Below are 25,824 nucleotides of genomic sequence, written 5' to 3'. Positions count from 1 at the left end.
AAGGTTGGACCCTGACTATGCAGACTTCGACTGGGCCAGTCAGCAAAGCTGCCCTCGCAAGAAACGTACTCCCCTACGCGCTGTTGTCTCCTGCAGTTTTGGTGACACTGGCAATAGTGTTTTTTCCGATGGTTCAAGCTGCGTGGATGAGCTTGCACGATTATGTCCTCTGGAAACCGAAGGCCTTCACCTTCGTTGGGTTGAAGAACTTTTGGGCTGCCTTGCAGGATGAGGTGTTTTGGATTTCGTTCCGGCACACGGTCATCTGGATCTGCCTGACGATCCCCGCGCAACTTCTTCTGGGTCTGGCAACCGCGCTTTTGCTCAATCAGCGTTTTCCCTGGCGCCCGCTCGCCCGCGCGCTCATCATCATTCCCTGGGCCTTGCCCAGTGTCGTCATCGCTCTGATGTGGGTCTGGATTTACGACGCTAATTATGGCGTTTTGAACGAATTCCTGCTTCGGATGAACATTCTGAAAAGCTCCATTCCATGGCTGGCAGACCCGGACACTGCACTCTATGCGATAATACTGACGCTCACCTGGCAGGGCTTCCCGTTCTTCGCCGTAATGATCCTGGCCGGTCTGCAGTCCATTCCGAAAAGCTATTACGAAGCAGCTGCCCTTGATGGGGCGAGCACATTGCGTCAGTTCTGGCACATTACCCTTCCCGGGATCTCGGGAGTACTGGTAACAGCTGTTCTTTTACGGACCATCTGGGTCGCCAATTCCATAGACGTCATTTATGTGATGACCGGCGGCGGTCCCGGGTATGCGACTTATACACTTCCGCTCTATGCCTTCGTGAAGGCCCGCACCAATCTCGATTTTGGTTACGGATCTGCACTTGCCGTCATGTTCACCCTCATGCTGTTGGGACTTGTTATTGTCTACCTGCGCCGTGCTGGAAAGGCGGTGAACTAATGGTTGGCAGAAAGCGTCTTTGGCGGCGCATTCTGACCGTCGATTTTCCGATGGTTTTGATCCTTTTTTTCACGCTCGGCCCCTATTTGTGGATGCTGCTGACGTCTTTGACGCCTGAAAGCAAGCTCTTTACCGAAGGCCCCAGCCTCGCTGGAGCGACACTGGAAAACTACATCCGCCTGTTTGCAACGGTCGGCTTCCTGGAAAACCTCCTGCATTCCTTCATCATTGCCGGGGGAACGGTCATTGTCGGCCTTACGCTCAGCGTCACGGCTGCCTATTCGTTTTCGCGGTTTTCCTTCCGCGGCAAACGCTACCTCTTGCTGCAGTTCCTGATCATCAACATGTTCCCGGTGGTGCTTCTGATCCTGCCGCTGTTTGTCATGATGCGGGTGTTGGGCATTCTGGACACCCATTTGGCCCTGATCATCGCAAATGCAACCGTGGCGATCCCGTTTTCAGTCTGGATGATGACCAGTTACATGAACGGTATTCCCAAGAGTCTCGATGAAGCAGCGATGACCGACGGCTGCACCCGGCTCGGGGCCCTGTGGCGTGTGGTCCTGCCGCTTTGTGCACCGGGCATTGTTGCGACCGGGATCTACATCTTCATCACGGCCTGGAATGAATATCTTTACGCCCTGACACTGGGGGGGCGCAATGTTCGGCCGATTACAGTCGCCATTCAAACCCTGATCGGCGAATACGAGGTTGAATGGGGTCTTCTAACTGCAGGCGGTATTGTCGGAGCAATGCCAGCCACCATCCTTTTTCTTATCGTCCAAAAGCGCCTCATCAGCGGTCTTACACAAGGTGCGGTCAAGGGTTGACCACCAATAGGCAAAATCAAATGCAAAATCCCATCGGAATTATTTCCATGCAATTTATCCGGCCGTTTGGCCCGGAAAACCTCGGTTTGTTTGAAGAAATAAAGGAACTGGGCTTTGACTTCGTGGAATTGCTTGTGCCCGAACCGGAAGATAATCTCGACCTGAAGGAGACGAAAGCCGCGTTGCAGGACGCAGGACTTGATGTGGTTCTCGCCGCACGGGTCAATTTGAAGCGCTCGATTGCAAGCGGCGATCCGGACTGCCGAAGCGGCGGGACAGACTACCTCAAACGGTGCCTGGACGTTGCAAATTCATTGGGGGCGAAGATCATCGGTGGTCCACTCTATGGAGAGCCTATGGTGTTCGCAGGCCGGGCTCCGACTGCCTGGACGGATGACCAGATCAAGGCGCGTACGGACTGGACAATCGAAGGTCTTGCCAAAGTCGCTCCTCTTGCGGCATCTGCCGGGTGTGTTTTCGCGCTGGAAGCGCTCAACCGCTTTGAAACAGACGTTGTGTCCACCACGACACAGGCAATCCAGGTGGTTGATGCGGTTTCAAATCCTGGTCTCGGCATTGTCCTGGATACGTTCCACATGAACATGGAAGACCGTTCCATTCCTGATGCCATCAAAATGGCAGGGTCTCGTGTCGTCCACTTCCAGGCCAATGAAAATCACAGGGGCTTTCCCGGCACAGGCCATCTTGATTGGCCGGCCATCATGAAGGCGCTGGCAGATATCTCTTACACTGGACCGGTTTCTTTGGAACCATTTCGGCGGGCGGATGACCGGGTCGGGTTGCCAATTGCCCAATGGCGAGCGCCGCGCGAGGATGAAACCGAAAAGCTGCACAACAGTCTTGCGTTGATCCGCAGCTGCATGGCGATGGCGGAGTATGCGCAATGACGGTTTTGAACATCGGCTGGATTGGCTGCGGCCGCCACGCAACACAAATGCTGATGCCTCAGTTGGGACGTAACAACATCAATATTGCCGCAGTGTGCGACGTAAACGAAAAGGCCGCAGCGTCTGCGGCCTGGCAGTACGGCGCTGAAGCCGTCTATACCGATTTCAGGGACCTTATTGCGCATAAGGGTATTGATGCGATTGGCATGGCGGTCGGACCGGATCTTCATGAGACCGCTTCTCTCGTTGCTTTGGAACATGGATTGCCGGTCTTTCTGGAAAAGCCGCCGGCAAAAGATCGACCTGGTGCTGAAAGAATCGCCCTAGCTTCTGAAAAGGCCGGGAAACCTGTTCTGCTGGGGTTCATGAAGCGCTATTCAACCGGTAACCGCATTGCTGGCAACATGCTTGCGAGCGGCGATTTTGGAGATGTTCTCGGAATTTCCGGCAGCTATATGACTGCCCCGACCTATTTTGAAGGCGAAGCGGATTACACCGGGTTTTATCTTCATCACTGCGTGCATTACATGGATCTCATTCCATGGCTTGCGGGTGCCGACTTGGCCGACTTGGCTGTTCGCAAGCGTGAACCCAAACCGGGACATCTTCTCTTTCACCTGAATTTCGAATGCCAGAACGGCGTGATCGGCACAATCGTCATGGGAACCGTCCAGTCCCGGGGCACGCCGATGGAACATATTCAGATCATGGGCGATCACATTCGCCTTGAGGTCGACAACATCATCAATGTTGCCTGCTACCGCAATCCGCCCTTCAAGGCCGACGACCCGGCGGCCTGCCTTCTGGAAAAGGCAGATACTTTGTCATGGGAGCCCAACTTTACGGCAGCCGCCAACGAAGATCACAAAGGGTACAGCGCCTTGATGGCGGACGTCGCCGCAGCGTTCCGGGGCGAAAAAACAAATGCTCCGGATATCGTGGACGGCGTGCGGGCAATGGCCAACCTGGAACGGATGATCGCGTTGTTGTAGAATTCATGCGGTTCGTCGGCATCGCCAGTTTTCGAGGCATGCTTGACTGCTGGCCCGGATGAAATTCGCTCGCCGGATCCGTATAAACTTGGGTTCTGGCGCAAGTTTTTGAACTGTTGGCAGATATGGCTATCGCTGGACGCAGTCATACAGCGAGTACAGAAAATTGCTGAAAGGCAGAATGGCCTGCCGTTTGGAACTGGCCCTTCCGGATCATATGGGCCACCTCATACCAACCTTCATAGATAGAAACCCATTTCATGGCATCAAACCGGTCCACTCGGTCAGGCGTGGTGCGCAGCGCGATGCCGGCGCATCGGGCAAGCGCCACAACGCAGCCGATGGCCGGTTTCATGCCACCGGAGGCCGGGTTCTTTTGCCCCAATGCCGCGTTGCGATTTGCTTGGAGTGCCGACACTACTGCGCAAACCGCGCCTTGCCTTGTGGCAAAATAATCCCGGTGAAATGGGTTTCTATCTATGACGGTTGGTATGAGTCCAAGCTCCTGCTGAAACGCAGACGCCTGTGCGTTGGTCCGATCATGGGGTGAAAAAGACATTGATATCAAAGTGCATGTGGTTGGGCTGGGTCTCACTGGTAAAGAGCGTGCTGCCATGCAGTGCATAACCAGCGCTCTCCGTTTCTTGCGGCCTGGGCATGATGCCCGTCCGACATGTCACTTTTCCGGCCAAACGCACTTGGCCAAAGTCCGCCGCTGACCGGCGCTCAGCCTGACAGGTGCGGTCTTCAAGATCGCCGTGGACTGAACCTGTGTCTTCGAATGGTTCGGTCAGCACTATCGCGCATAGTTTACCCGTTAGCAAAGCGACAAGAAATCAATTGTATCTATTGGGTTGCGCCAACCTAAAATAGAAATTTCAAATGAACGACACGGCATCGCAAGGCGGTAACAACTGGGCTGACTGAATACCGGGAAGAGACGATGAGCAGTGATTTGGTCTGGGTCATAGGATTCAAGGAAGAAGCCGGGTTTCTCGTGGAGCGGACGTTTCTCGATGGGGACCCGCGAAAGATTGAATATGTCGATACGACCCTGGATATGGGCGATAATCCAACATTCAAAACTGGTTTGATGTATGCCGGTAGAGAAGTAAAGCCGGAGCATATTCCCACGAAAATGATGTGGTCCAGCAAGAAGCATCGTCCTTATGATGTATTCATGTTGCGTGGACTTATCCTGGTTTCCCAGGAGTTCAAAGATATCATTGAAAGATTTGAGCCAGATACGCATCAATTCTTCCCAATCGAAGTTGTTTTTAAAGACGGATCGCATGCGCGGCTGATGTATTTCTTTAACATCTGTGCCCGCGTCGACACGATGAGCCGTGCTCATACAACGGCAAAAATGCTCCACGGTATTTCCTGGGACTTTTCATCGGGCGAATTTGTCTTCAGCAAAGATCTGATAGGCGGCCGGAAAGTGTGGATCGACAAACACGTCATACACGGTCTGTTCTTTTCAAACGACATCAAGGACGAAATCGAAAAAGAAAAACTGACAGGACCCGTCTTTAACGGTTTTCCGGTTTTGTAGCTGTGCGCCCCCTTCAACAAACCTGCAGCGCCGGCACCCGCTCACGCTCATGAAACCGTGCCTGAGAAGCTTGCACCGGTGCTGATAGAGGCGCTTCTAAGCTCAACCGGGTTCCCTGCAGGTTGCAAGCGAATGTACGCAGCCGACGCACTGCTGTCGGCTTTGATCCGAAATCGGTTCCGGCAAAGCGATCATCAGTCAATGAGCCTGTCATTCCGGCTGAAGCGCAGCGAAAGGCCGGAAACCAGTAAACACCTGACCCTCCTTCTTTTTTGATCTCCTGCTGCAAGGGGTACTGGTTCCCGGTCTGGCCGCTTTTGCGGCAAACCGGGACGACAAAACCGGGAAACGATCCCTTTTCCCGACTTGGCACCGAACGGAATTATGCCGCCTTCTCAACGGCACATGTTCGAAAATGTTTTCCGAACCGCACAGCGATGCGTGCGCGCGCCATCCCGACAAGCTGCCGCCAGATTTCATCAACTTACAAGCATCTGATTTTGCACCATCTTTTCGGGCACACCCCTCCTCAACCCTTGAAATGACGCCAACGTAACCCCATCTGCGCGGCATTACGTTTGTTTATTTTTGGATTGTTAAAATGGATTGGAAAACAGAGCCATCTTCGCGCTGGGCGATTGCGCCCGTGCGTTCGTTTTCGGGCGGCGAGATCATCACCGCCGGATTTTATCACTACAAGCTGCGGAACAGGGACACCAACGATGTCTGCACGATCGCGTTTTACGGGATCGGCGGGGGCCTGTCCGTCGTTCCGGCGGCCTACAGCGAGAACCTCAGATACTATTACAAGAACCTGCGATCGAAGCGTCCGACCAGCTTCCAGGACTTGAACCTGCGCCGGGCCCAGCTGGTCATCGGATCCATCCAGGCCCTCAGCGGGCAGAACGCATCCGGTTTCGTCCTGAACATCCTTGACGGGTATTCCAGCTATTCCAAGCCGCTCATGGTCTACAAGTCGATCAGCGGTTCGGGCGATTTCGGCTACGAAGACAGCATCGGCACGCCGACTGCCGGCATCGATATTCATGACGGGCTGATCCACGTGAAGTGGGACGAGGTCGAACGTGGCCTGCCCGATCACGATGACCCGATCGCACCCGAATGGAATCTCCCGGTCATCCCCTACGAAGACCCGCCGACACCGCCGCCCCGCGGCAAGAAGAAGGTGCGTCTGGAGGCGGACGTTCTGTTCGGCTTCGACCGCCACGATCTGCGTCCCGAAGCGATCTCGCGGCTCGGTGCGGTCGCCTACGAGATCAACAAGCGCACGGCTCCCAGCGTCACCATCGAAGGGCATGCGGACTCCACCGGGCGCGCCGGCTACAACCAGTCACTGTCGCTTCGGCGCGCGGAAGCGGTGAAGAAGTGGTTTGTCAGCAAGGGCGTCTACCATGCGCCGGACTTTTCGGTCGTCGGCAAGGGGGAAAGCGAACCGATCGCCGACAACGGCACTCCGGCCGGACGCGCGCAGAACCGGCGCGTCGAGATCACCATCGAATAGCGGCACCGGTCAATGCAAGACATGCGTTCTCCCGGTCCGGTCATCCGCCGTGACCGGTGAGGACGTCGTCGATGCGCGACCAGACCGCGTCCAGATCCGCATGCATGTTCGCGGCCACCTGACGGACCCAGGGCTCTCCGGCAATATCCGTGCGCGAGGCAACGGGGCCGAGGGCGGCGATGATTTCCTCAGGGTTGCCGTTTGCCGGGCGCCAGTTGACCACGCCGGTTTCCGGCATCTGTTTCAGCTCCGTGCGCGGGTCTGCGGCGAGCCTCTCCGCCAGGTGTTCCGACAGGATCATCAGGTGCTCGATGCGTTCGGCAAGACCTTCCAGCCCCCAGGCGAGCAGCGTGCCGAGAAGCGCGACGCCGGCCGCCCCGCGTGACCCCTGAACGCCCACATTGGGTGTTGCCAGATAGGAACTGCCGAAACTGATCGCCTGCTGTGCCTGCGGGTTCTTGAACAGAACGAGGCCTGAATCCTTTGGCTGGAACAGCCACTTGTGCGCCGACACCGAAACACTGTCGGCGTGTTCGGTTCCGGCCAGGCGGCCGGCATATTTCGTGAGGAGCAGCGGACCGGCCCATGCGGCGTCGACATGCACCCAGGCCGGACCCCCATCCTGCCGCCGTTGCCTGCCCGCAAGACCGAGGTCGTCAATCACACCCCGGCCCGTGGTGCCCGCGGTCAGGACCAGGACAGCATCCTTCAGGTCCGGCAGGAGACCGATATCCATGCGGCCGACGGCGGTGACGGCGACACTTTCGAACGGAAGACCGAGAATGTGCGCGCACTTGGGCACGGAAACATGCGCGTCGGCCGAGGCGACCACGCGTGTTGCTCCGTGCTCGCGCGCGCACCAGATCGCCGCAAGATTGGCGATGGTGGAACCGGCGCACATGTGTCCCGCGCTCATTCCGAAAAACGGCGCAAGCCATTTGACGACCAGACGCTCCGCCTCGCCCGCGAACGGGCTCAGATCCGGATGAAGCAGGTTCTGGTTGAACTCGGCGTTCAGCCCGGCAAGACGCGCGGCGACGGCGGACGGGGCCGGATCCATATGGGCGAGAGCCTCCGGCCGGCCCAGTTGAGCCGAATGCGCCCGCACCCAGCCGCTGACCAGGTCGAATGCGGCCGCGTCGCCCATGCCGTGGGCGGGGATCTTGTCATTTAGGGCAGATGTTTCCGTCATGTGATTTTTCACAGACCCCGAGCCTGGAAGTTCGAACCCTTTCTTGCAGCTCCGCATCATGCTTGCGAGCAATTTCCACATTGTCGCGAAAGCCTGGCTTGTGCCCGCCAGGCCATCTTCATGCTGGCGATGCAGCGCCGCTGCGCGCTGCAAAACGTATCGCTATCCGCCGACAGCGTTGCAATCATCCAGATCCGCTCCATTTGCATGTCTCGACGGTCACGGGGAAGGCCGAAAGTGTGTGTGGCCAGCGGCCCTCGCGCGGCGCGGTTCCCAAACGTCACCAGACCCTGACCCATGTTGACATTGAACGGTTTCTAGTCTCTGAAACCTTTATAGATTTTCGTTATCTTTTCGCCCAGATCCATAACGACACCCCCGTTCGCGGCATCTGCAGCAAGGACGCCGCCAAGCAGACCGCAGGCAATGCTCGCGGTCGATACCCACGGATTGCCGCTGTTCTTGCCGGTATCAAAAATGGCCTGCGCAAGAACCGCTCCGGTATATCCTGCCCCGCCGCCAAGCACCACGTAACCCGACGTTCTGGAGACGCTGAACTCTTTCGGTTTTTCATCCGGTTTCGCGATCTCGGCTTGCTTCTCGTAAAGACCGGCAAGGTTCCTGTGCAGTTCGGCCTGAAACTTGAGGTTGGCGACAGGGTCCTTGAATTCCGGAATACGAATGGTCACGTCCCGTGTCAGAGGCGTGTTTTCGAGCGCGAGAACCGACTTGCCGATGGCCTTGTCTTGCCTGTCCGGCACAGCATCCTGATCGATTTCAATCACGTCGCCGCGCGCGAATTCCTTCTTCGCCACTTCCGGGGCATTGACTGTTTCAATGAATCTCTTTGTCGACTGAATGCGCATGGATATCGTCTCCAGCTAATTGAATATCCCGGTGTCGCCGGGGCAGAAAACCAACTTATTTGCGAAAACGTCTTTGCAGGCGCTCATCCTAGCATCGCTCAAGATTGCCGTTAAGGACCATGGGTGGGCTGCGAGACGCGAGTCGGTGCGGTGCCGGAAAAGAACCGGCATCAGAGGCGAGGCGAAGCACCCTGGATTCCAGGCTCAGTGAAGCTTTTTCAAGCTCCAATGGTCACAGAAAACGGGTGAAGGCGAGGTTCGGATCGGCCTTGCAAGATTGCATGTTCCCTCGAGTGGCCTCGCGGCGTTCCCTATCCCGATATTAGAAAAGCCCAGGTAAATTCGGCCCCTGTCCTTGATAACAAGTGAAACGGAATGAAGTTCATCGCCAAGTGCGTGGAAAACCTTGACGCCCCTCAACGGACCGATTGCAAAGCGGCCATCGGCATCCGTCTTCACCGTTGCCCTTGGATTGCCATCAGATGCGGCAACGGGATCGCCGGAAAACGGCACCGCTGTTGTCAGAACTATGTCCGCGCCTTCAACAGGCATGCCGTTCTGCAGCACGATACCCGACACTTTCGGTGCCAGAACAGCCGGCACCGGGAACACGATGCAGGCTGACGTCAGCGCGCTCAGTCCGAGCGCCACCGGCAATCGAAAAACTGCTCCCAGAAAATGCCGCACAAACCAGGCCCTTGTTCGCGAAGTCACGACCATTTTCGGACTCGCCTCCGCGACGGTCAAGTCTTGCGCGATGCCGTGAAGGTAGTTTCCCAGGCCTGCTGCGCGGGCACTCGCCAGAGCGGTCAGCCGTTCGTCGGCCTGCTTTTCGATATTCGATACGCTGAACCAATAGGCCAAGGCACCGACAAAGATCGCCGGCCATGATGGTCAACCGGCGGTGTGCCCACTCCCGGCGGCCGAGATGAGCCAGTCCCTGACCCGTTCTGCATTTTCGCTAAGGGGGCGGGCCTTCGACCAGACAAGGTAGAACCCCATCCCGGTGTACCAGCTCCATTCCCGGCGGGCGTCGAGCAGGTTGTTGGCGACAAGATCCGCGGCGAGGTGGTTCCAGCCGAAGGCAAAACCCTCGCCCGAGATCGCGGCGTTCAGAACAAGCGCATAGTCATTCAGCCTGAGACCCGACGGCGGTATCGTCACGGTGCAGTTCTGCGCCTCGAACCAGTCTTTCCAACCCGGCCGCTCACGCACCGGTTCCTCGAGATGGATCAGCGTCGCGGTGAGAATGTCCTGCCTGCGGCGGACCGCCGTTTGCGCCATCAATCCCGGACTGGCAATCGGATAGATGACTTCGGGCGCAATCAGGAAAGCATGGCACCCCGGCCAGTCTCCGTCTCCCCGCCGAACGGCGAGCGAAATACCCTCATCATCAATATCCGGTTCCCGGTCGCTCGATTGCAGACGGAGGTCGATTTCCGGATGGAGATCGCGCAGGGTCCGGAGCCGCGGCATCATCCAGTAGGTGTTGAATGCCGTCGAGGCACACAGGGTGACAATGGCACTTCTGGCTTCCGACTGGACGGCGCGGGTTGCCTCCAGAATCTGGTGCAGGGCTTTCGATACTTCGGCGTAATACCCCGCCCCCACCGGCGTCAGCTCGATCTTCTTGTGCGACCTCAGGAACAACGGTGTGCCGAGGGCCTGTTCAAGCTGTTTGATTGCCGCGCTGACAGCCGGCTGCTGAACATTGAGCTCCGCCGCCGCCCGGGTAAAGGATCCATGCCGTGCCGCCGCCTCAAAAATAAGGATGTAGCGCGGAGATCCAACGATTCTCCAGAGGCTTTGCATAATTTCATTTTATGCAAAGCGCGATTTTTTTCAATCGTCACAAGTTCGTCGGAACAGACTAGTTTTGCTCGATCGGTTCCGTGAAAGGCATGCCCATGGCGAGACGTGCACGCGCGGCGCGCGGACGCAGCGCAGCAAGCAAACAGGACGCCCCGTTCATCAGGCGCGTCCTGCCTGACATCAACATCCTCGATGAAGAGCAGATCGCGGCGCTGGAGGCCCAGGTCGACTGGATCTTCGAAGAGGTCGGGATCGCCTTCCGTGATGACCCGGAGGCCCTGCGGATCTGGCGCGATGCCGGCGCGCGCCTGGAAGGGGACCTGGTGCGTGCGGATGCCGCCTTTGTCCGCGCGCTTTGCAGCAAGGCACCGCGGGAATTCAGACAGCTCGCGCGCAATCCTCAGAAGACCGTGACGATCGGGGGCGCCAACCAGGTGTTCGCGCCGGTTTACGGATCGCCCTTCGTCCGCGACCTTGAGGGTGGACGCCGCTACGGCGACATGGCGAGTTTCGAGAAGCTGGTCAAGCTCGCATACATGCACCCCTACCTGCATCACGGCGGGTTCGTGACCTGCGAACCCTGTGACGTCCCGGTGTCTAAACGCCATCTCGACATGCTGTTTGCGCACATGACGCTGAGCGACAAGCCGCATCTGGGCGCGATCACCGAAATGAGCCGGGCGGAAGACAGTGTCGCCATGGCCGAAATCGTCTTCGGGCGCGAGGTGATGGAACGCGAATGCGTGATCATGGGCAACGTCAACACCAACTCGCCACTCCTGGTGGACAAGGTGGTGAGCGAGGCTGTGCGCGTCTATTGCGGTCGCGGACAGGGGATCGTCGTTGCGCCGTTCATTCTCTCCGGCGCCATGGGCCCCGTCTCGACGGCCGCCTCAATCTGCCAGGCCATGGCCGAGGCGATGATGGTCTGCGCCTTCTCCCAGCTTGTCCGGCCGGGTGCGCCTTTCGTGCTGGGCAACTTTCTCAGTTCCATGAGCCTGAAAAGCGGTGCCCCGACCTTCGGCATGCCCGAGCCGGTGGTGTCCAACTATGCCATCGGACAGCTGGCGCGCCGCGCGGGTTTGCCGCTTCGATGCGGCGGCTCCCTGACCGCCTCGAAAATCGAGGACGCCCAGGCCGCCTATGAAAGCGCGGACAGCATGCATTCAACCATGCTGGCCGGTGCGAACTTCGTCCTGCATGCGGCAGGCTGGCTGGAGGGCGGCCTGTGCACGGGTTTCGAAAAACTGATCATGGATGCCGACCGGCTCGGTTCCTACCAGAAGGTGCTGGGTGGCGGCCTCGACACATCGGACGAGGCTTTCGCACGGGACGCCTATGGCGAAGTCGGGCCGGGAGGGCATTTTCTGGGGTCGGGGCACACGATGCGGAACTACCAGACGGCCTTCTACGAACCCAGACTGTCGGACAGCGAGAACGTGGAAAGCTGGGAGGAAGGCGGATCGAAGGACATGCGCCGGCGCGCCTTCGACCGCTGGCAGACCATGCTCGCGGACTACCAGCCGCCGCCAATGGATGACGCAACGCGCGAGGAGCTTGAAGCCTTCGTTGCACGGCGCAAGGAAGAGCTTCCCGATGCCTGGTATTAAGATCACCGGCCTGAAGGCAACGCCCGTCAACATCCCCCTGGAAAAGCCAATGTGGTGGACCGGCGGCCACTACCCGGGCACGTCGAAAACGATCATCGAAGTGGAGACCGATCAGGGTCTCACCGGCCTCGGCGAAGCCCCGTCGGTCGACGTTCTGGGTACGATCAAGCATATGGGCGAGCGGCTGATCGGCGCGGACCCGCTGGACATTGCCGGATGCGAAAGCCTGTGCGTTCCGCCCTGGCAGATCGTGCAGAACACCGATGACAGTTCCGTTGTAAAGGCCTTCGGAGCGATCGAGATTGCCTTGTGGGACCTGCGCGGAAAGGTGTCGGGAGAGCCGCTCTACCGCCTGCTCGGCGGGGCCGTGCGCAAGGACATCCCCTTTACCGAATATTTCGCCTTCCGCGCGGGCGGTGAAACGAGCCCCGGCGAGGTTGCGGACTACTGCCTGCGCATGCGCGAGGAGCACGGCGCGACCCTGTTCGAGGGCAAGCTGATCCTGGGCGATCCGAAGCTTGAGATCGATACGGTCAAGACCCTGCGTGCGGCGCTCGGGCCGGACGCCATGCTGCGGCTGGACAGCAACATGCAATGGTCTCTGCCGAGCGCGATCCGGATCTTCCGGGAGATCGAGCCTTACGATATCCGCAACTACGAGGACCCGGTCGCGACCTTCGAGGAGATGGCGGAGCTACGCAAGCATTCCTCGATCCGCCTGTCGACCCATGTTCCCAATATCCGCCGTGCCGTCAGCCTGGGTGCGCCGGACTACATCGTGACAAATTTTGCCGTTCTGGGAGGTATTGCCCGGACCGTGCGCTTCATCGGCGCCTGCGAGGCCATGGGTGTCGGCTTCTGGTGCTATTCCGGAGATGCGGGAATTGCGACCGCCGGTTACCTGCACATGTCGGCGGCGATGCCGTGGATAACCGAACCCAGCCAGTCCCTGTTCCGCTGGCAGGTCGGCGATGTCATCGAGGGCGGCCCCTTCCGCCAGACCGATAACGTGATTGCCGTGCCCGAAGGTCCGGGGCTCGGCGTCACCCTCGACCGCAGCGCCCTTGCCCACTGGCACCGGCACTTCGCCGACAACGGGCCGCTCGATCACTTCCATGATCCGGCCATGCCGGGCCGCTTCCGGCGGCTGCCGCTGAACTGACGTTTCTTGCAGTCTGCGCCTGCCGCCGGTCCGGATCAGGCGATCTGGTGCACCGACAGCGTGTCCTGTGCAAAGACGCGCTGATTGTGCGGCGTCACGCCAAACCGGTTCTGATAGGTCCGGATGAAATGGGACGGCGACTCGTATCCGCAGGCGAGCGCGATTTCCGAAATCGATTGCTCGGTCTGCAGCAGAAGGTTCCGCGCCTTGGTCAGCTTCTGGTTGATCGCATATTTCTTCGGCGACATTTTCAGGTGTTTCTGGAACAGCCTTTCCAGCTGACGGGTGGAAATGCCGATGCGCCGCGCGATCTCCGAGGTCGGCATGTAGAACGGGGCGCTCTCGTTCAGAAGACGGATGGCCTCGGCGATATGCGGATTGCGGATGCCGTAGCGCGCCTGAACCGAAATCTGCTGCGTTGCATGCGCCGGACGAACGCCCGAATAAACCATCTGGTCAGCGATCGCCATGGCAAGGTCGAGGCCGTGCGTTTCCCCAATCAGATGCAGCATCAGGTCCGTTGCCGCGGTGCCGCCCGATGCGGTCACGAAGGCCTCGTCGGCCACGAAGACATTGCGCACCAGTTCCACCTCGGGAAAATTCTCCTGGAAACTGTCGTGGAAGGCCCAGTGCATGGCCGCGCGCCGGTTGTCCAGAAGGCCAGCCTTGGCAAGCACAAAGGCACCTGAACAGAGCGCGCCGATCCGGGTGCCCCGCGCCCTTTCGCGGCGAATGAAGGAGAGCACATCGGGCGACGCCCGTTCGCCGACATTCAGACCGGATATCAGAAACAGACTTCCCCTGGGCGGGAGCGGATCAAGACCCTGATCCACGAGCGTGACAGTGCGGTTCGAACAAACCGCGCTTTCCCCCGACGGCGAGACCAGGCGCCATCGATAGAGTTCCTTGCCCGAAAGCAGATTGGCAATGCGCAGGGGTTCGACGGCGCATGAAAACGCAATGTGGGAAAAATCGTCCAGCAAAAGAAAGCTGACGTCGGTTGTGCGGGACATGTCGCTTTTCTCCGGCCTCTGTCGCCTCCGGTTCATGAGCCTCGAAGACGCCTTTGTATAATTCTTGTGTTGCTATTGTATTCATCATGTATACAAACAGGTCAACAAAAATCGGTTGGGGAAAGGTCATGCCCAATATTCGCGGCAGTGCGAAATCGCTCGCCTATGAAGATCTGAAACGCGCCATCCTGACGCTCGACCGGGTGCCGGGAAGTTCTCTCGAGGAGGGTGAGCTATGCGACCGCTACGGTCTGTCGCGCACACCCTTGCGCGAGGTGCTTCAGCAACTGGCCGGTGAGGGCTTCGTGGTCCTTCAGCAGAACCGCGGCGCGCGGGTGTCAGACATGACGCATTACACGCTCCGCGACTTCTTCCTGGCCGCGCCTCTCATCTACAGCTCGATCCTGCGTCTTGCCGTCCAGAACGCCAGACCGTCCCAGATCGAGGACCTGAAGCAGGCGCAGGAAGCCTTCCGCGAAGCGTTGCGATCGGGCGACACCACCGAGCGCGCGCTCACCAATGACCAGTTTCACCGCATCACCGGGCAGATGGCCGGAAACAGCTACCTGCTCGCCAGCCTGGACAGGCTGCTGATCGATCACACGCGGATTGCGATGACGTTTTTCAAGCCGAAGTCCGGCGCAAAGGAAGACCGGCTGGCGCTGGCGTGTGCACAGCACGATGAAATGATCGCCTGCATCGAAAACGGCGATGAGGATCGCGCCGCCGAGCTGGCCCTGGAGCATTGGGCGCTGTCGCGCGACCAGATTGAATTGTTCGTGATGCCGGACGGGCTGGAAGCTCCGCTTGGTGTCCCGCCGAAACAGAAATCCGCATGAGGACCCTATGACACCCATCATGGCTTTCGAGGGCATCTATACGCCCGTGGTCACTCCCTATGACGATGACGGCAATGTCGTCTGGAACGCGCTTGAAAAGGCGATCGACCACCTGGTGGACAGCGGCGTCCACGGGCTGATATCCGGCGGATCGACCGGTGAGAACTACACCCAGACCGTCGAGGAGCGGCTTGAACTCGCCCGCTTCACGCAGGAGAAACTGGCCGGACGGCTGCCCCTGATCGTCGGCACGGGAACCATGCGGACGCCGGATTCCGTCGCGCTCGCCGAAGGCGGCGCCAAGCTGGGTGCGGCTGCGCTGCTGGTGGCGACACCGCCCTACGCGGTGCCGACGGAACGCGAAAACGCGCTCAATGTGCTGACCATCGACCGGGCCGCCGACCTGCCGATCATGCTCTACAACTATCCGGGCCGCATGGGCGTAAACATGGGCGAGGAATTTCTCGACCGGGTCGGACGTTCGCGCAACGTATGTGCAATCAAGGAAAGCTCCGGAGACATAAACCGCGTCCACCTTCTCGCACGCGACTATCCCCATATCCAGATGTCCTGCGGCATGGACGATCAGGCGCTGGAGTTCTTCGCCTGGGGCGCACGCAGCTGGGTCTGTGCCGGATCCAATTTCCTTCCGCACGAGCACGTCGCGCTCTACCGGGCCTGCGCCGTGGAGGGCGATTTCACCAAGGGCCGCCGGATCATGTCCGCGATGATGCCGCTGATGCGCGTTCTGGAACAGGGCGGCAAGTTCATCCAGTGCGTCAAGCATGGGGTTGAAATGACCGGTCTTCGCGCCGGTCCGCCACGGCCGCCGTTGAAAGCACTGAACAAGGACGACAAGCGGCAGCTGGAACAGGTCATCCGCGTGCTGAAATCCACCATCCAAGACATCTCGGCGGGAGCGTGAGCATGACTGATCTTCTGACACACGAAGAATACCGGGCTCTTGCCGCAAAACTCACCCTGCCGACGAATGCCTTCATCGACGGGGGGTACCGTCCCGCATCTTCGGGAAAGACATTTGCAAGCGTCAATCCGGCAACGGGTGAGACGATAGCGGAAATTGCGGCCTGCGGTGCGGAGGATGTCGACTTTGCCGTTCTGAAGGCGCGCGAGGCATTCGAGGACGGACGCTGGTCCAGACTGCACCCGTCGGAGCGCAAGGACATCCTGATCCGTTTCGCCAAGCTGCTGACGCGCAACCGGCGCGAGCTTGCGGTCATGGAGAGTGTCGACAGCGGCAAGACGATCCTCGATTGCGAGACCGTCGACATTCCAGAGACAATTCATTGTCTGAAGTGGCACGCCGAAGCGATCGACAAGATCTACGACCAGGTATCCCCGGCCTCCGATGATCATATAGCGATGATCGTGCGCGAGCCCATCGGGGTGGTCGGGCTCGTCCTGCCCTGGAACTTTCCGCTGCTGATGCTGGCGTGGAAAATCGGCCCGGCGCTTGCCGCCGGGTGTTCGGTGATCGTGAAACCGGCGGAAGAAACCTGCCTCACCGCCTTGCGGGTCGCGGAACTTGCCGTGGAAGCTGGCATCCCGCGCGGTGTCCTCAACGTCGTTCCGGGCACCGGACCCGATGTCGGCGAACCGCTCGGCCGGCACATGGATGTCGACATGGTCTCCTTCACCGGATCGACCGAGACGGGGCGCCGCTTCCTGCGCTATGCGGCCGACAGCAATCTGAAGGAAGTCGTTCTGGAAATGGGCGGCAAGAACCCCAGCGTCGTTCTGAAGGATGCCGAAAACCTGGATCGCGTCGCGGCGCATGTCGTCAACGGTGCCTTCTGGAACATGGGCGAAAACTGCTCGGCCAGTTCGCGGCTGATCGTCGAGGAGGAGATCAAGGACGCGCTGCTGGAACGGATATTTGCCCATGCGCGCGAGTGGACCATGGGCGACCCGCTCGATCCGGAGCATCGTGTCGGCGCGCTTGTGTCTTCGGCGCATTTCGGCAAGGTGAGTTCCTACCTGGATACGGGTGCGACCGTGCTGATGGGCGGCAAGACCCGGGACAATGCATTCGTCGAGCCGACAATCCTGGAAGCACCGGCAGGGTCAAACGTTGCGCGCGAAGAGATTTTCGGTCCGGTTCTCAATGTCATGACGGTGTCCGGGTTCGACGAAGCGATCGAATTGGCCAATTCCACCGAATACGGGCTGGCGGCCTCGATCTTTACGGCCAACACGAAGAAGGCCCTGCGCGGCGCGCGCGCCATCCGCGCCGGGACCGTGACGGTCAACTGTTTCGGCGAAGGCGATATCGCAACACCTTTCGGCGGCTACAAGCAGTCCGGTTTCGGCGGCCGCGACAATAGCCTTGCCGCTCATGACCAGTACACGCAGCTCAAGACGATCTGGCTCGACCTTTCCGACGACGAGGACGAGGCCGTGGGATGACAGCGCCGAGGTCCGCCAGGAGACTTCCGGATCTGGCCGGCCCGGCCGCCTGGAACCGGATACTGGCGGACCAGCCGGAACCGGAAGCCTTGTCCGGTTCCACGAGGGCCGATGTCGTCATCGTCGGTGCCGGTTTCGCCGGTCTGTCTGCAGCCCGGCGTCTCACGCAGATCGATCCGGGCATGCGCATCGTGGTTCTGGACGCGTGCCGGATCGCGGAGAGCTCCGCCGGACGCAATTCCGGTTTCATGATCGACCTGCCGCATGAACTCAACTCCGAGGATTACGCCGGCGCAGGCGACGACCGGGCGATCACCCGCCTCAACCGCGAGGCCATCGACTTCGCCGGCAAGGCAGTGGAAGCTTTCGGGATAGATCCGAATTTCTTCGACCGGGCGGGCAAGATCAACGGTGCGGTGAGCGCCAAGGCGGTCCGGCACAACGAAAGCTATGCACAGCACCTTGCCGGTCTCGGCGAAGCCTTCGAGATGCTGGACGAAAGGCAGATGTCGGAAATCACCGGCAGCCGCCATTACCTGTGTGGCCTCCATACGCCCGGGACGGTCATGCTGCAGCCGGCCGGCTATATCCGCGGTCTGGCGCGCGGATTGCGGCAGGCGGGCGTCCGGATATTCGAAAACAGCCCAGTCACGCAGTTTCAGCGGGACGGAACAGGCTGGAAAGTCGTCACGCCCAAGGGACACGCAAGGGCGGACAAGATCATTCTCACCGTCAACGGGCATCTGGAAAGTTTCGGCTACGAGCAGGACCGCCTGATGCAGTTGTTCCTGTTCGCGGTCATGACGCCTGAACTGGACGCCGATCAGCTTGCTCAACTCGGCGGCGCGCCGCGCTGGGGCGTGACCCCGTCGGACCCGATGGGAACCACCATGCGCCGGATCGACACCGCGCAGGGCGGCAACCGGATCATCACGCGCACCTGCGCGCTGCTGAAACCCGACATGCGCCCGCCCGCAAGGAGCCTCGAGCGGGCGGCCTGTGTCATGCAGCGCAAGTTCGATCAGCGGTTTCCGCAATTGGCCGGACTGAACATGGAATACCGGTGGGCCGGGCATCTTTGCCTCAGCCTGAACTCGGTCGCGGTGATGCGGGAGCTGGAGGACGGTGTCTATTCGGGCTGCGTGCAGAATGGTCTCGGGACCGCGCGCGGCACGCTCACCGGCATGGGCGCCGCCGATCTGGCCTGCGGCATCTCAAGCGAGATCACCCGCCACTTCGGTGCGGAAGCGCGCCCGAAGAAACTGCCGCCCCAGCCCTTCCGCGAACTGGGCGCCAACATGGTTCTGCGCTGGAAGGAATGGCGGGCGGCGGCAGAGTAGGCAGATCTGTTTTCATCCAGAGATGTTGAATTCGCCGATCTCCTGCAGGATCATCCCCGACTTGATCGGGGATCCAATCCGGCCAGTCGCGCGGCAAGAAGGTTCCACCGCTCTTCATGGTTGCTGTAGCCAATGAGGCAAAGGCCCCCGCTCTGGCAACGAGTAGGTCCCCGATCAAGTCCGGGATGACAATCGAGAATGAGAATCCTTATCCTGAGGAAGCACGCCGGCGCTGTCTCGAAGCAACCATGCTCAAGCAGTTACAACTTGCGGAGTTTTACCCGCTCCCAATGCGAGAGCGCCAGGTTGAGGGCATATGTCTGAAAGATATCTCGACACCTGCCCCCTCACCCGGCTTTTCAGGCCGACCTCCCCCGGCGGGAGAGGAAACTGCGGGCGCGGCCGACCAGTCATCAAACCGCCCAGCCAAACACGTAGCCCGCCATCATCGACCCTGTCACCGCAAGGACGAGATAGAGCAGAAACGGACGCAGTTGCAGAACCGGGAAGATCGCCAGGGCGCCCCAGATGCTGACCACGCCGCCGGACACCAGAAAGGCCATGGCTGCACCCGGCGCCATGCCGTTGTCGACGAGGGCACGGGTCAGCGGCAGCGCCGCGTAACCGTCGATATAGGCGGGGGCTCCGACGAAGACGGCGGCCGGAATGGCCCACCACTTGTCTTCACCGACATACTGCGCGAGTGATCCGGGAGTCAGCACAGCGTTGAGGGCGTATTCGGCGAAAAAGGCCGGGATCAGACAGATCAGGATCAGGCGCGTCGTCGCCGCCGCCTGCCGGTAAAAGGCGGCGCGTCTTCCCGGTTCGCACCAGACGCGCGGCTCGAATGTGGAAGCGCCGCAGCAGCTTTTGGCCGCAAGGCCGGAGGCAAGCCCGCCCTTGCGCAGGATTTCGCCGACTTCGTTCTGCCGGCCGAGAGCTGCCGTGACGGCTCCGCCGAAAAGACCAAGGCCGAAGGCCGCGACCGTCTTGCCGACGGCAAAAGCAAGCCCGAGGGTTGCCGCCGTGGTTGCCAGCATGGCCGGGTCGGTCACCGGAGAGGACAGCCAGAACGCCATGACGGGCGCGAGCGGCACACCGGCCGCCAGAAGCCCGACCATGAGCGGCAGGATCGTGACGCCGCAGACGGGCGTGATCGCGCCGATCAGGGAAGCGGCAATGATCGCACGCAGCATCCGGCCCTCGAATGCGCGGCTGATGATCCTGTCGGCACCGCTCGCCATGATCCACGCCGTCAGCACGATACCCGGCACGACAAGCGGAGAAACGGCCACAAGACCCATTACCGAAAATGTCAGGCCATCAATGACAAAATCCGGCCAGACCAGGACCGGAATGATGATGAGGGCGGCAAGCGCCGCGTAACGCCAGACGCGGCCCCTGCTGCCCGTCAAGGTCGTTTGCTGAACATTCATCGGCGGCTCTCCTGATTGACGTCGGCAGGATAACCGTGTCTTCTTCATATAAAAAATGAATATCTTAAAACTCAGATATTGAGAAAACCAATGCCTAACCTCGATAGCGACCTTCTGCGCACCTTTCTCGCCGTCGCCGAAACCGGCAGCATCACCGAGGGCGGAACACGGATCGGTCGCTCCCAGTCCGCGATCAGCCTGCAGATCGCGCGGCTGGAACAGACCATCGGCCAGAGCGTCTTTCACCGGAACGGACGCGGCGTGGTCCTGACCGATGCCGGCAAGCAGCTGTTCCCCGTCGCCAGAGACGTCACGGCAAGGCTGGACGCGACCCTGCGCGACCTGACGACAGCACCTTTGAGCGGATCGCTGCGGCTTGGCATTCCCGATGACCACGGCCGGGCAAAACTGACACGGATCGTCGGCAACTTCGCGCAGTGCCACCCTCAGGTTCAGCTGGACGTGACCTGTTCCCTCAGCCCGGACTTCCCCGGCATGCTGTCCAAGGGTCAGCTGGATCTTGCCGTTTACGAGGTGCAGAACCCTGCCTCAGACGAAGAGGTCATCTACGAGGACACCACGCACTGGGTCATGAACAGACACAGAAATCTTCTGGAGCAAGACCCATTGCCGGTCGCGCTGTTCGACCGTGCCTGCTGGTGGCGCGAAGCTGCGATCGCCTCCCTCACCGCGGCGGGTAAACCGTTCCGTCTGGTCTATTCCAGCCAGAGTGTTGCGGGGGTTAAAGCGGCCGTCGAAGCAGGGGTCGCCATCGGCGTTCTCGCACAGTCCTCCATTGACCGTTCCATGACGATCCTGGGTGAGGATCAGGGTTTCGTGCCGACGCCGTCCTCCAAGCTGGTGATCGGGATGGGCGCACATCAGGATGCGGACCTGGTCAATTCCATGGCAAGCGAGATCCGCGCGGCGTTCCAGCATCGTCCGGCCGTCCTCGCCTGAGCCCGTTCGGGTCACGGAAGGCTCAGCCGCGTCATCCGCCCCCCGTCGACCACGTAGGTCTGGCCCGTGACAAAACCGCTTTCCTCTGCGGCGAGGAACGCGACAAGCGCGGCCACTTCCTGCGGGTCTCCTGTGCGTCCGACGGGATGGAGAGAGCCGACATCGCGCCTGAACGCCTCAGGGTCGGGCATGGCGTTGACAAAATCGAGATTGAGATCGGTGTCGATCCAGCCGGGCGCAACCGCGTTGCAGCGGATACCGTCCTTGCCGTGGTCGACAGCAACCGCACGCGTCAGGCCGTGGAGCCCGGCCTTGGAGGCCGAATAGGCGGCGTGATGGCCATTGCAGCCAATGCCTTCGATGGATCCTACATTGACGATTGCACCACGGCTGCGTTTCAGATGCGGCAAGGCGTGTTTGATGAGCAGGAACGGCGCTGTCAGGTTTACGGCAAGCGCGCGCTGCCAGTCGTCAAGGTCCATATCCTCCACCGACGCTTCCTGCATGACCCCGGCATTGTTGATCAGAACATCGAGCCCGCCGGCGCGGGAGGCAACGTCCTCCACAATGCGCGCGGGCACCTGCGGATCGGAAAGATCTGCGGAGATGCTTTCAAAGCCGGGATCGTCGCCGCGCTGGACGGTGAAGACGCGCGCGCCCTCGCTGCGCAGGCGGATCGCAATCGCCTGTCCGATGCCGCTGCGCCCGCCGGTAACGAGTGCCACTTTTCCTTCGAAACGCATCATGACACGGATTTCCCGCCATTGACCTCGACCAGCGATCCGCACATGTAACGCGCCGCATCGGAGGCAAGAAAGAGGACGACTTCGGCAATGTCATCCGGCCTCGCGACCCTGCCGAGCGGCACGGTCTTCCCGAGCTCTTCGATCGCCGACTGCGGATCGAAACCGCGCCTCTCAAACCCGGTCCGGAGCATCGGCGTGTCAACTTCGTTCGGGCAGACCGCGTTGATCCTGATGCCCTGATGGGCATGGTCACGGCCCATGCACTGGGTCAGCGAGGCGACCGCTGCCTTGGTCATGCAGTAGACGGCGTGGTTCGGACCCGGATGCACGCCCCAGCAGGACGCCGTGTTGACGATTGCTCCGCCCCCATTTGCGGCGAGGATTGGTATGGCCGCCCGGCAGATGCGGAAGGGTGCTTCGACATTCACACCGACCGAGAGCGCATAGTCCGCATCCGTCGTTTCCGTCACCGGTCCCCGGGTGATGACGCCGGCGTTGTTGACGATGATATCGAGCGCGCCAAGCGCTTCTGCAGCGGCTGATGGCAGGCCATCGCAATAGGCCGCGTCCAGAAGATCTCCTTCCAGCAGGGCCTCGGCTTCGACAGGTGAGCAATCCCGGTCCGCGGCGGCGACAGCGGCGCCCTCGGCGCGCAGCATTTCCGTGATGACCCGGCCGATGCCGCCTGCCGCCCCCGTCACCAGCGCCTTCCTGCCTGAAAATCGCATGACACGTCTCCCGCTCAGTAGGCCGCAATCGGGGGCCCGAACAGCGCCTCGTTCACATCGACGCCGAGACCCGGGCCGGACGGCAGATCGATATGGCCCTGTCGGATCTCCACGCCCCCGTTTTCAGAATATGGCGTTTCGATCATCGGCTGCGCCAGCCAGACACCCTCGAGCAGCGTTGGCTTGACCGTCGCGGCAACATGCGTGCACGCAGCCGCGATGATGTCGCCGCCCCAGGCATCGTCGCATGTGTGCGGCAGGTTCAGTGCTTCGCACATATCCCGGAAGGCCGCCATCTGCTGCAGGCCACCGATCCGGGTGACCTTCATGCCGAAGCCGTCGACGATGCCGAGCGCGGCCGCGCGTATGGCCGCCGCAAGATCCACGCCGCTCTCGTCCATGTAGATCGCATGGCTCACTTGCGGCCGGATCTTTTCAAGATCCTCGATCCGGTTGCAGGGCTGTTCCATTATGAAGGGGATGTCCGGGCATTCCCGGCTGACACGCAAGGCATCGCGCGTCGTCCAGCCCCTGTTGCCGTCGACGGCGAGGCGCATGCCGGAAGGCGACACAGTTTCCCAGACCTTGCGGATGGTTTCGATATCGATCTCAACGGGACGCCCGCCGACCTTGATCTGAAGGCGCGGATAGCCCTCGTCCCGCTTGTCGGCCGCGATCCGGGCAATCTCCTCGGGAGCCCCGACGCCGGTCGCATAGTAGGACGGAACCCTGTCACGCGCGGCACCGCCGATCAGATCGGCAACACGCACACCATGGTGCTTCCCGAGGAGATCATGCGCGGCGATGTCGATGGCCGCCTTGGCATAGTTGTGCCCGTTGAGCGCACCGTGCATGGCGCGGTTCAGAAGAACCGGCCGGATCTCCTTGCCGATCAGAGCCGGCGCCATCTGTTTCAGTGCGGCCTGAGCGCCCAGCGCGTGGGCTTCGGCATAGGTCGGGCCGACGGGACAGGTCTCACCCCAGCCGACAAGACCATTGTCGGCGACAAGCTTGACCAGCGTCGTCTCAAGGGCCCAGACCTCGGCATTGGCCATCGTGTAGGGCCCGTTCTTCACGGGGAGATCGTGGCGGAACATCTCTACCGACTTGATTTTCATGCTTCAATCCGGAACTCGCGATCGCACGGGCGGAGACGAAGAACGTCGCCTGTCCGTTTTTCAATAGTCCTGGTTCAGGGCATCTTCCGCCGGGATTTCCCGCTCGCGCCGGGCAATGTAGTCCAGCAGGGCCTCATTGCGCGCTTCATCCAGCTTCGGTTCCTGGTACTCGGACAGGAGTTTCCTGGCCTGTTTAAGGGCGCGTTCGGTGATCTCCACCTCGCCTTCGGCTTTCCACTGCTCGATCGAGTTGTTGTCGAACATCTCCGGCATGAAGAACGCGCGCTGGAAATTCTCCTGCGTGTGCGGGTGGCCCAGATAATGGCCGCCCGGACCGACGTCGCGCACGGCGGCAAGCGCCTCGTCAAAGTCGTCCCAGCGCGGACCTTCGGCCATCCGGTAGACCATTGCCGACTGCTCCGCATCGACAATGAACTTGGCAACGGAACAATGCATGCCGGCCTCGTTCCAGCCGGCCGTGTGCCAGACATAGTTGGCGCCCGCGTGGATGACCGCATTCAGCGTTGTCGCGCTTTCGTAGCCTGCCTGGGCATCGAACGTCTTGGCGCCGCCAAGCGACCCGGATGTCCGCCATGGAACGTCGTAGTGCCGGGCAAGCTGTCCGATCAGGAAATTCATCAGGCTGATCTCCGGTGTGCCTGCCATCGGCGCGCCGGACTTCATGGAGACCGTGGAAAGATAGTGGCCGTAGATTGCAGGTGCACCCTTGCGGATTACCTGCGTGTAGGCGAGCGCGCTGAGAGCTTCCGCGTTCAGCTGAGCGACCGCGGGAACGACGGATGCAGGCGTGTTCGCGCCGCCGAGCACGAAAGGCGAGCACAGCACCGGCTGGTTTCTTCTCGAAAAGGCGCGCATGGCGCCGAGCATGGTCTCGTCCCAGACAAGCGGCGAGTTCCCGTTGCAGTTTCCGGTCGTGACCGGATGGTCTTCCAGGTAGTCTTCGCCGAAGAGGATCGCGCACATCTCGATGACATCCTCGGCATTCTTCGGGCTGGTGGTCATGCCCATGAATGTCTTGTCGGAATGCTTCATCGACGAATAGGTGATGCGCAGATGGCGGTGGCTGATGGGGTGGTCGTAGGGCTCGACGATGTGGTGCGCGCTGGAGTGGATCGCCGGCAGCATGTGGCTCAGCTTGTGGAACATGGCAAGATCGTCGAGCGTCGGATTGCGCCGGACATCATCCAGGTCGCGCAGGAAGGGCGCACCCGTCATCGGCACGAACATGGTGCGGTTGCCGCCGAGCGGGACGTTCTTTTTCGGATTGCGCGCGTGATAGGTGAAGCTCGACGGAATGGTCCTGATCAGCTCGCGTACGTGGCCGCGATCGAGATAAACCCGCTCACCGTCGACCCTGGCACCCGCTTTCTTCCAGTCCTCCAGCGCGATCGGGTCCCGGAAAATGATCCCGACTTCCTCGAGGATCGACATGGAAGCGTCGTCGAGCTTGCGGATCTGGTCGTCATCGAGCGGTTCGCAAAGCGGCAGGTTCCGGGTCAGGCCGGGAAGCATTTCGTGGTCGGGCGCGGTACGTAGGGCCCGGCGGCCTGCACGGCCGCCACTGCGGCTGCGAACTGCGACACTCATGAACATCTCCGAAGTCTGTGTGTTGTGACGTCAGACTGCGCCCTGCGCCCACGCTTTTCCTGCCCGAAACCGAACAGCGCATGCGTTTTCCGACATTTGGCCGCGATTTGACCTGCCGGGCGGCAGATGGCGGCAAAGCGGTGGCCGCGGATGTATCAGAGCGCGGCAGACGTGCGTTCGAGACAGCAGGTCGCGCTGGCCTGGCAGAGTTGACCGTTTGGAAATGATTTTTGGCTG

The 25,824-nt window shown here is 60.5% G+C and carries 24 protein-coding genes; 13 read left to right on the top strand and 11 right to left on the bottom strand.

The window, feature by feature from the left end; translation table 11 throughout:
• The first annotated feature begins 17 nt into the window (after positions 1 to 17).
• The 4 genes from ACO07N_RS11865 to ACO07N_RS11850 are packed head-to-tail and all read left to right on the top strand — an operon-like array spanning position 18 to position 3,653.
• A complete protein-coding gene (locus tag ACO07N_RS11865; RefSeq protein ID WP_421981212.1) occupies positions 18 to 923 on the top strand; it encodes a carbohydrate ABC transporter permease in 906 nt (301 codons plus the stop codon).
• Positions 923 to 1,753, top strand: a complete 831-nt coding sequence (locus tag ACO07N_RS11860; protein WP_421981211.1) for a carbohydrate ABC transporter permease — start codon at positions 923 to 925, stop codon at positions 1,751 to 1,753. Before ACO07N_RS11865 ends, ACO07N_RS11860 begins: the two co-directional genes overlap by 1 nt.
• Positions 1,754 to 1,773: 20 nt before the next feature.
• The gene (locus ACO07N_RS11855) at positions 1,774 to 2,661 is read left to right on the top strand and encodes a sugar phosphate isomerase/epimerase family protein (RefSeq protein WP_421981210.1); all 888 of its coding nucleotides are present in this window, start codon (positions 1,774 to 1,776) and stop codon (positions 2,659 to 2,661) included.
• A complete protein-coding gene (locus ACO07N_RS11850; protein WP_421981209.1) occupies positions 2,658 to 3,653 on the top strand; it encodes a Gfo/Idh/MocA family protein in 996 nt (331 codons plus the stop codon). Before ACO07N_RS11855 ends, ACO07N_RS11850 begins: the two co-directional genes overlap by 4 nt.
• A gap of 145 nt (positions 3,654 to 3,798) precedes the next feature.
• Here ACO07N_RS11850 and ACO07N_RS11845 read toward each other — a convergent pair whose 3' ends face one another.
• On the bottom strand, positions 3,799 to 4,008 hold the full coding sequence (locus tag ACO07N_RS11845) for a hypothetical protein (protein ID WP_421981208.1): 210 nt from the start codon (positions 4,006 to 4,008) through the stop codon (positions 3,799 to 3,801).
• 588 nt (positions 4,009 to 4,596) lie between these two features.
• Between ACO07N_RS11845 and ACO07N_RS11840 the strand changes: the two genes are divergently transcribed.
• Positions 4,597 to 5,208, top strand: a complete 612-nt coding sequence (locus tag ACO07N_RS11840) for an imm11 family protein (RefSeq protein WP_421981207.1) — start codon at positions 4,597 to 4,599, stop codon at positions 5,206 to 5,208.
• 601 nt (positions 5,209 to 5,809) lie between these two features.
• Positions 5,810 to 6,730 (top strand): OmpA family protein, encoded by a 921-nt coding sequence (locus ACO07N_RS11835; RefSeq protein ID WP_421981206.1) that lies wholly within the window; start codon positions 5,810 to 5,812, stop codon positions 6,728 to 6,730.
• Positions 6,731 to 6,770: 40 nt separating this feature from the next.
• Here the strand turns inward: ACO07N_RS11835 and ACO07N_RS11830 are convergent, their stop codons facing one another.
• The 4 genes from ACO07N_RS11830 to ACO07N_RS11815 form a co-directional block, all read right to left on the bottom strand.
• Complete coding sequence (locus ACO07N_RS11830; protein WP_421981205.1) at positions 6,771 to 7,922, bottom strand: pyridoxal phosphate-dependent decarboxylase family protein; 1,152 nt, start codon at positions 7,920 to 7,922, stop codon at positions 6,771 to 6,773.
• A gap of 317 nt (positions 7,923 to 8,239) precedes the next feature.
• The gene (locus ACO07N_RS11825; protein ID WP_421981204.1) at positions 8,240 to 8,788 is read right to left on the bottom strand and encodes a hypothetical protein; all 549 of its coding nucleotides are present in this window, start codon (positions 8,786 to 8,788) and stop codon (positions 8,240 to 8,242) included.
• Between the two features lie 204 nt (positions 8,789 to 8,992).
• Positions 8,993 to 9,652: a hypothetical protein gene (locus tag ACO07N_RS11820; RefSeq protein WP_421981203.1), complete on the bottom strand. Its 660-nt coding sequence runs from the start codon at positions 9,650 to 9,652 to the stop codon at positions 8,993 to 8,995.
• A 30-nt stretch (positions 9,653 to 9,682) separates the two neighbouring features.
• Positions 9,683 to 10,600: a LysR substrate-binding domain-containing protein gene (locus ACO07N_RS11815; protein ID WP_421981202.1), complete on the bottom strand. Its 918-nt coding sequence runs from the start codon at positions 10,598 to 10,600 to the stop codon at positions 9,683 to 9,685.
• A gap of 95 nt (positions 10,601 to 10,695) precedes the next feature.
• Here ACO07N_RS11815 and ACO07N_RS11810 point away from each other — a divergent pair, with 95 nt between their 5' ends.
• Positions 10,696 to 12,210 carry a trimethylamine methyltransferase family protein gene (locus ACO07N_RS11810; protein ID WP_421981201.1) on the top strand — a complete coding sequence of 505 codons (1,515 nt, stop codon included), beginning with the start codon at positions 10,696 to 10,698 and terminating at the stop codon, positions 12,208 to 12,210.
• Positions 12,197 to 13,372, top strand: a complete 1,176-nt coding sequence (locus ACO07N_RS11805; protein ID WP_421981200.1) for a mandelate racemase/muconate lactonizing enzyme family protein — start codon at positions 12,197 to 12,199, stop codon at positions 13,370 to 13,372. Before ACO07N_RS11810 ends, ACO07N_RS11805 begins: the two co-directional genes overlap by 14 nt.
• A 35-nt stretch (positions 13,373 to 13,407) precedes the next feature.
• Here ACO07N_RS11805 and ACO07N_RS11800 read toward each other — a convergent pair whose 3' ends face one another.
• Complete coding sequence (locus ACO07N_RS11800) at positions 13,408 to 14,385, bottom strand: GlxA family transcriptional regulator (protein ID WP_421981199.1); 978 nt, start codon at positions 14,383 to 14,385, stop codon at positions 13,408 to 13,410.
• A gap of 128 nt (positions 14,386 to 14,513) precedes the next feature.
• On the opposite strand from ACO07N_RS11800, the gene ACO07N_RS11795 reads away from it, so the two are divergent.
• From ACO07N_RS11795 to ACO07N_RS11780, 4 genes are read left to right on the top strand one after another with little or no spacing between them, the layout of a single operon-like run.
• Positions 14,514 to 15,224 carry a GntR family transcriptional regulator gene (locus ACO07N_RS11795; RefSeq protein WP_421981198.1) on the top strand — a complete coding sequence of 237 codons (711 nt, stop codon included), beginning with the start codon at positions 14,514 to 14,516 and terminating at the stop codon, positions 15,222 to 15,224.
• A gap of 19 nt (positions 15,225 to 15,243) precedes the next feature.
• On the top strand, positions 15,244 to 16,149 hold the full coding sequence (locus ACO07N_RS11790) for a dihydrodipicolinate synthase family protein (RefSeq protein ID WP_421984419.1): 906 nt from the start codon (positions 15,244 to 15,246) through the stop codon (positions 16,147 to 16,149).
• 2 nt (positions 16,150 to 16,151) lie between these two features.
• Positions 16,152 to 17,651, top strand: a complete 1,500-nt coding sequence (locus ACO07N_RS11785; RefSeq protein WP_421981197.1) for an aldehyde dehydrogenase — start codon at positions 16,152 to 16,154, stop codon at positions 17,649 to 17,651.
• Entirely contained in the window at positions 17,648 to 18,991 is a 1,344-nt protein-coding gene (locus ACO07N_RS11780) for an NAD(P)/FAD-dependent oxidoreductase (RefSeq protein ID WP_421981196.1), read from the top strand. Before ACO07N_RS11785 ends, ACO07N_RS11780 begins: the two co-directional genes overlap by 4 nt.
• A gap of 413 nt (positions 18,992 to 19,404) precedes the next feature.
• On the opposite strand, the gene ACO07N_RS11775 is transcribed toward ACO07N_RS11780, so the two are convergent.
• Positions 19,405 to 20,427, bottom strand: a complete 1,023-nt coding sequence (locus ACO07N_RS11775; protein WP_421981195.1) for a permease — start codon at positions 20,425 to 20,427, stop codon at positions 19,405 to 19,407.
• 90 nt (positions 20,428 to 20,517) lie between these two features.
• Between ACO07N_RS11775 and ACO07N_RS11770 the strand changes: the two genes are divergently transcribed.
• The gene (locus ACO07N_RS11770; protein WP_421981194.1) at positions 20,518 to 21,387 is read left to right on the top strand and encodes a LysR substrate-binding domain-containing protein; all 870 of its coding nucleotides are present in this window, start codon (positions 20,518 to 20,520) and stop codon (positions 21,385 to 21,387) included.
• 11 nt (positions 21,388 to 21,398) lie between these two features.
• Here the strand turns inward: ACO07N_RS11770 and ACO07N_RS11765 are convergent, their stop codons facing one another.
• The 4 genes from ACO07N_RS11765 to ACO07N_RS11750 are packed head-to-tail and all read right to left on the bottom strand — an operon-like array spanning position 21,399 to position 25,587.
• The gene (locus tag ACO07N_RS11765) at positions 21,399 to 22,133 is read right to left on the bottom strand and encodes an SDR family NAD(P)-dependent oxidoreductase (protein WP_421981193.1); all 735 of its coding nucleotides are present in this window, start codon (positions 22,131 to 22,133) and stop codon (positions 21,399 to 21,401) included.
• Complete coding sequence (locus ACO07N_RS11760; protein ID WP_421981192.1) at positions 22,130 to 22,861, bottom strand: SDR family NAD(P)-dependent oxidoreductase; 732 nt, start codon at positions 22,859 to 22,861, stop codon at positions 22,130 to 22,132. The genes ACO07N_RS11765 and ACO07N_RS11760 overlap by 4 nt, the downstream gene beginning before the upstream one ends.
• Before the next feature lie 14 nt (positions 22,862 to 22,875).
• Positions 22,876 to 23,979: a mandelate racemase/muconate lactonizing enzyme family protein gene (locus ACO07N_RS11755; protein WP_421981191.1), complete on the bottom strand. Its 1,104-nt coding sequence runs from the start codon at positions 23,977 to 23,979 to the stop codon at positions 22,876 to 22,878.
• 60 nt (positions 23,980 to 24,039) lie between these two features.
• Entirely contained in the window at positions 24,040 to 25,587 is a 1,548-nt protein-coding gene (locus ACO07N_RS11750) for a trimethylamine methyltransferase family protein (RefSeq protein WP_421981190.1), read from the bottom strand.
• Positions 25,588 to 25,824 lie beyond the last annotated feature (237 nt).

The organism is Roseibium sp. (genome assembly GCF_965229775.1).
GTDB lineage: Bacteria > Pseudomonadota > Alphaproteobacteria > Rhizobiales > Stappiaceae > Roseibium.
The sequence above is the reverse complement of the archived record's forward strand: the minus strand, read 5'-3'. Positions and strand labels throughout refer to the sequence as shown.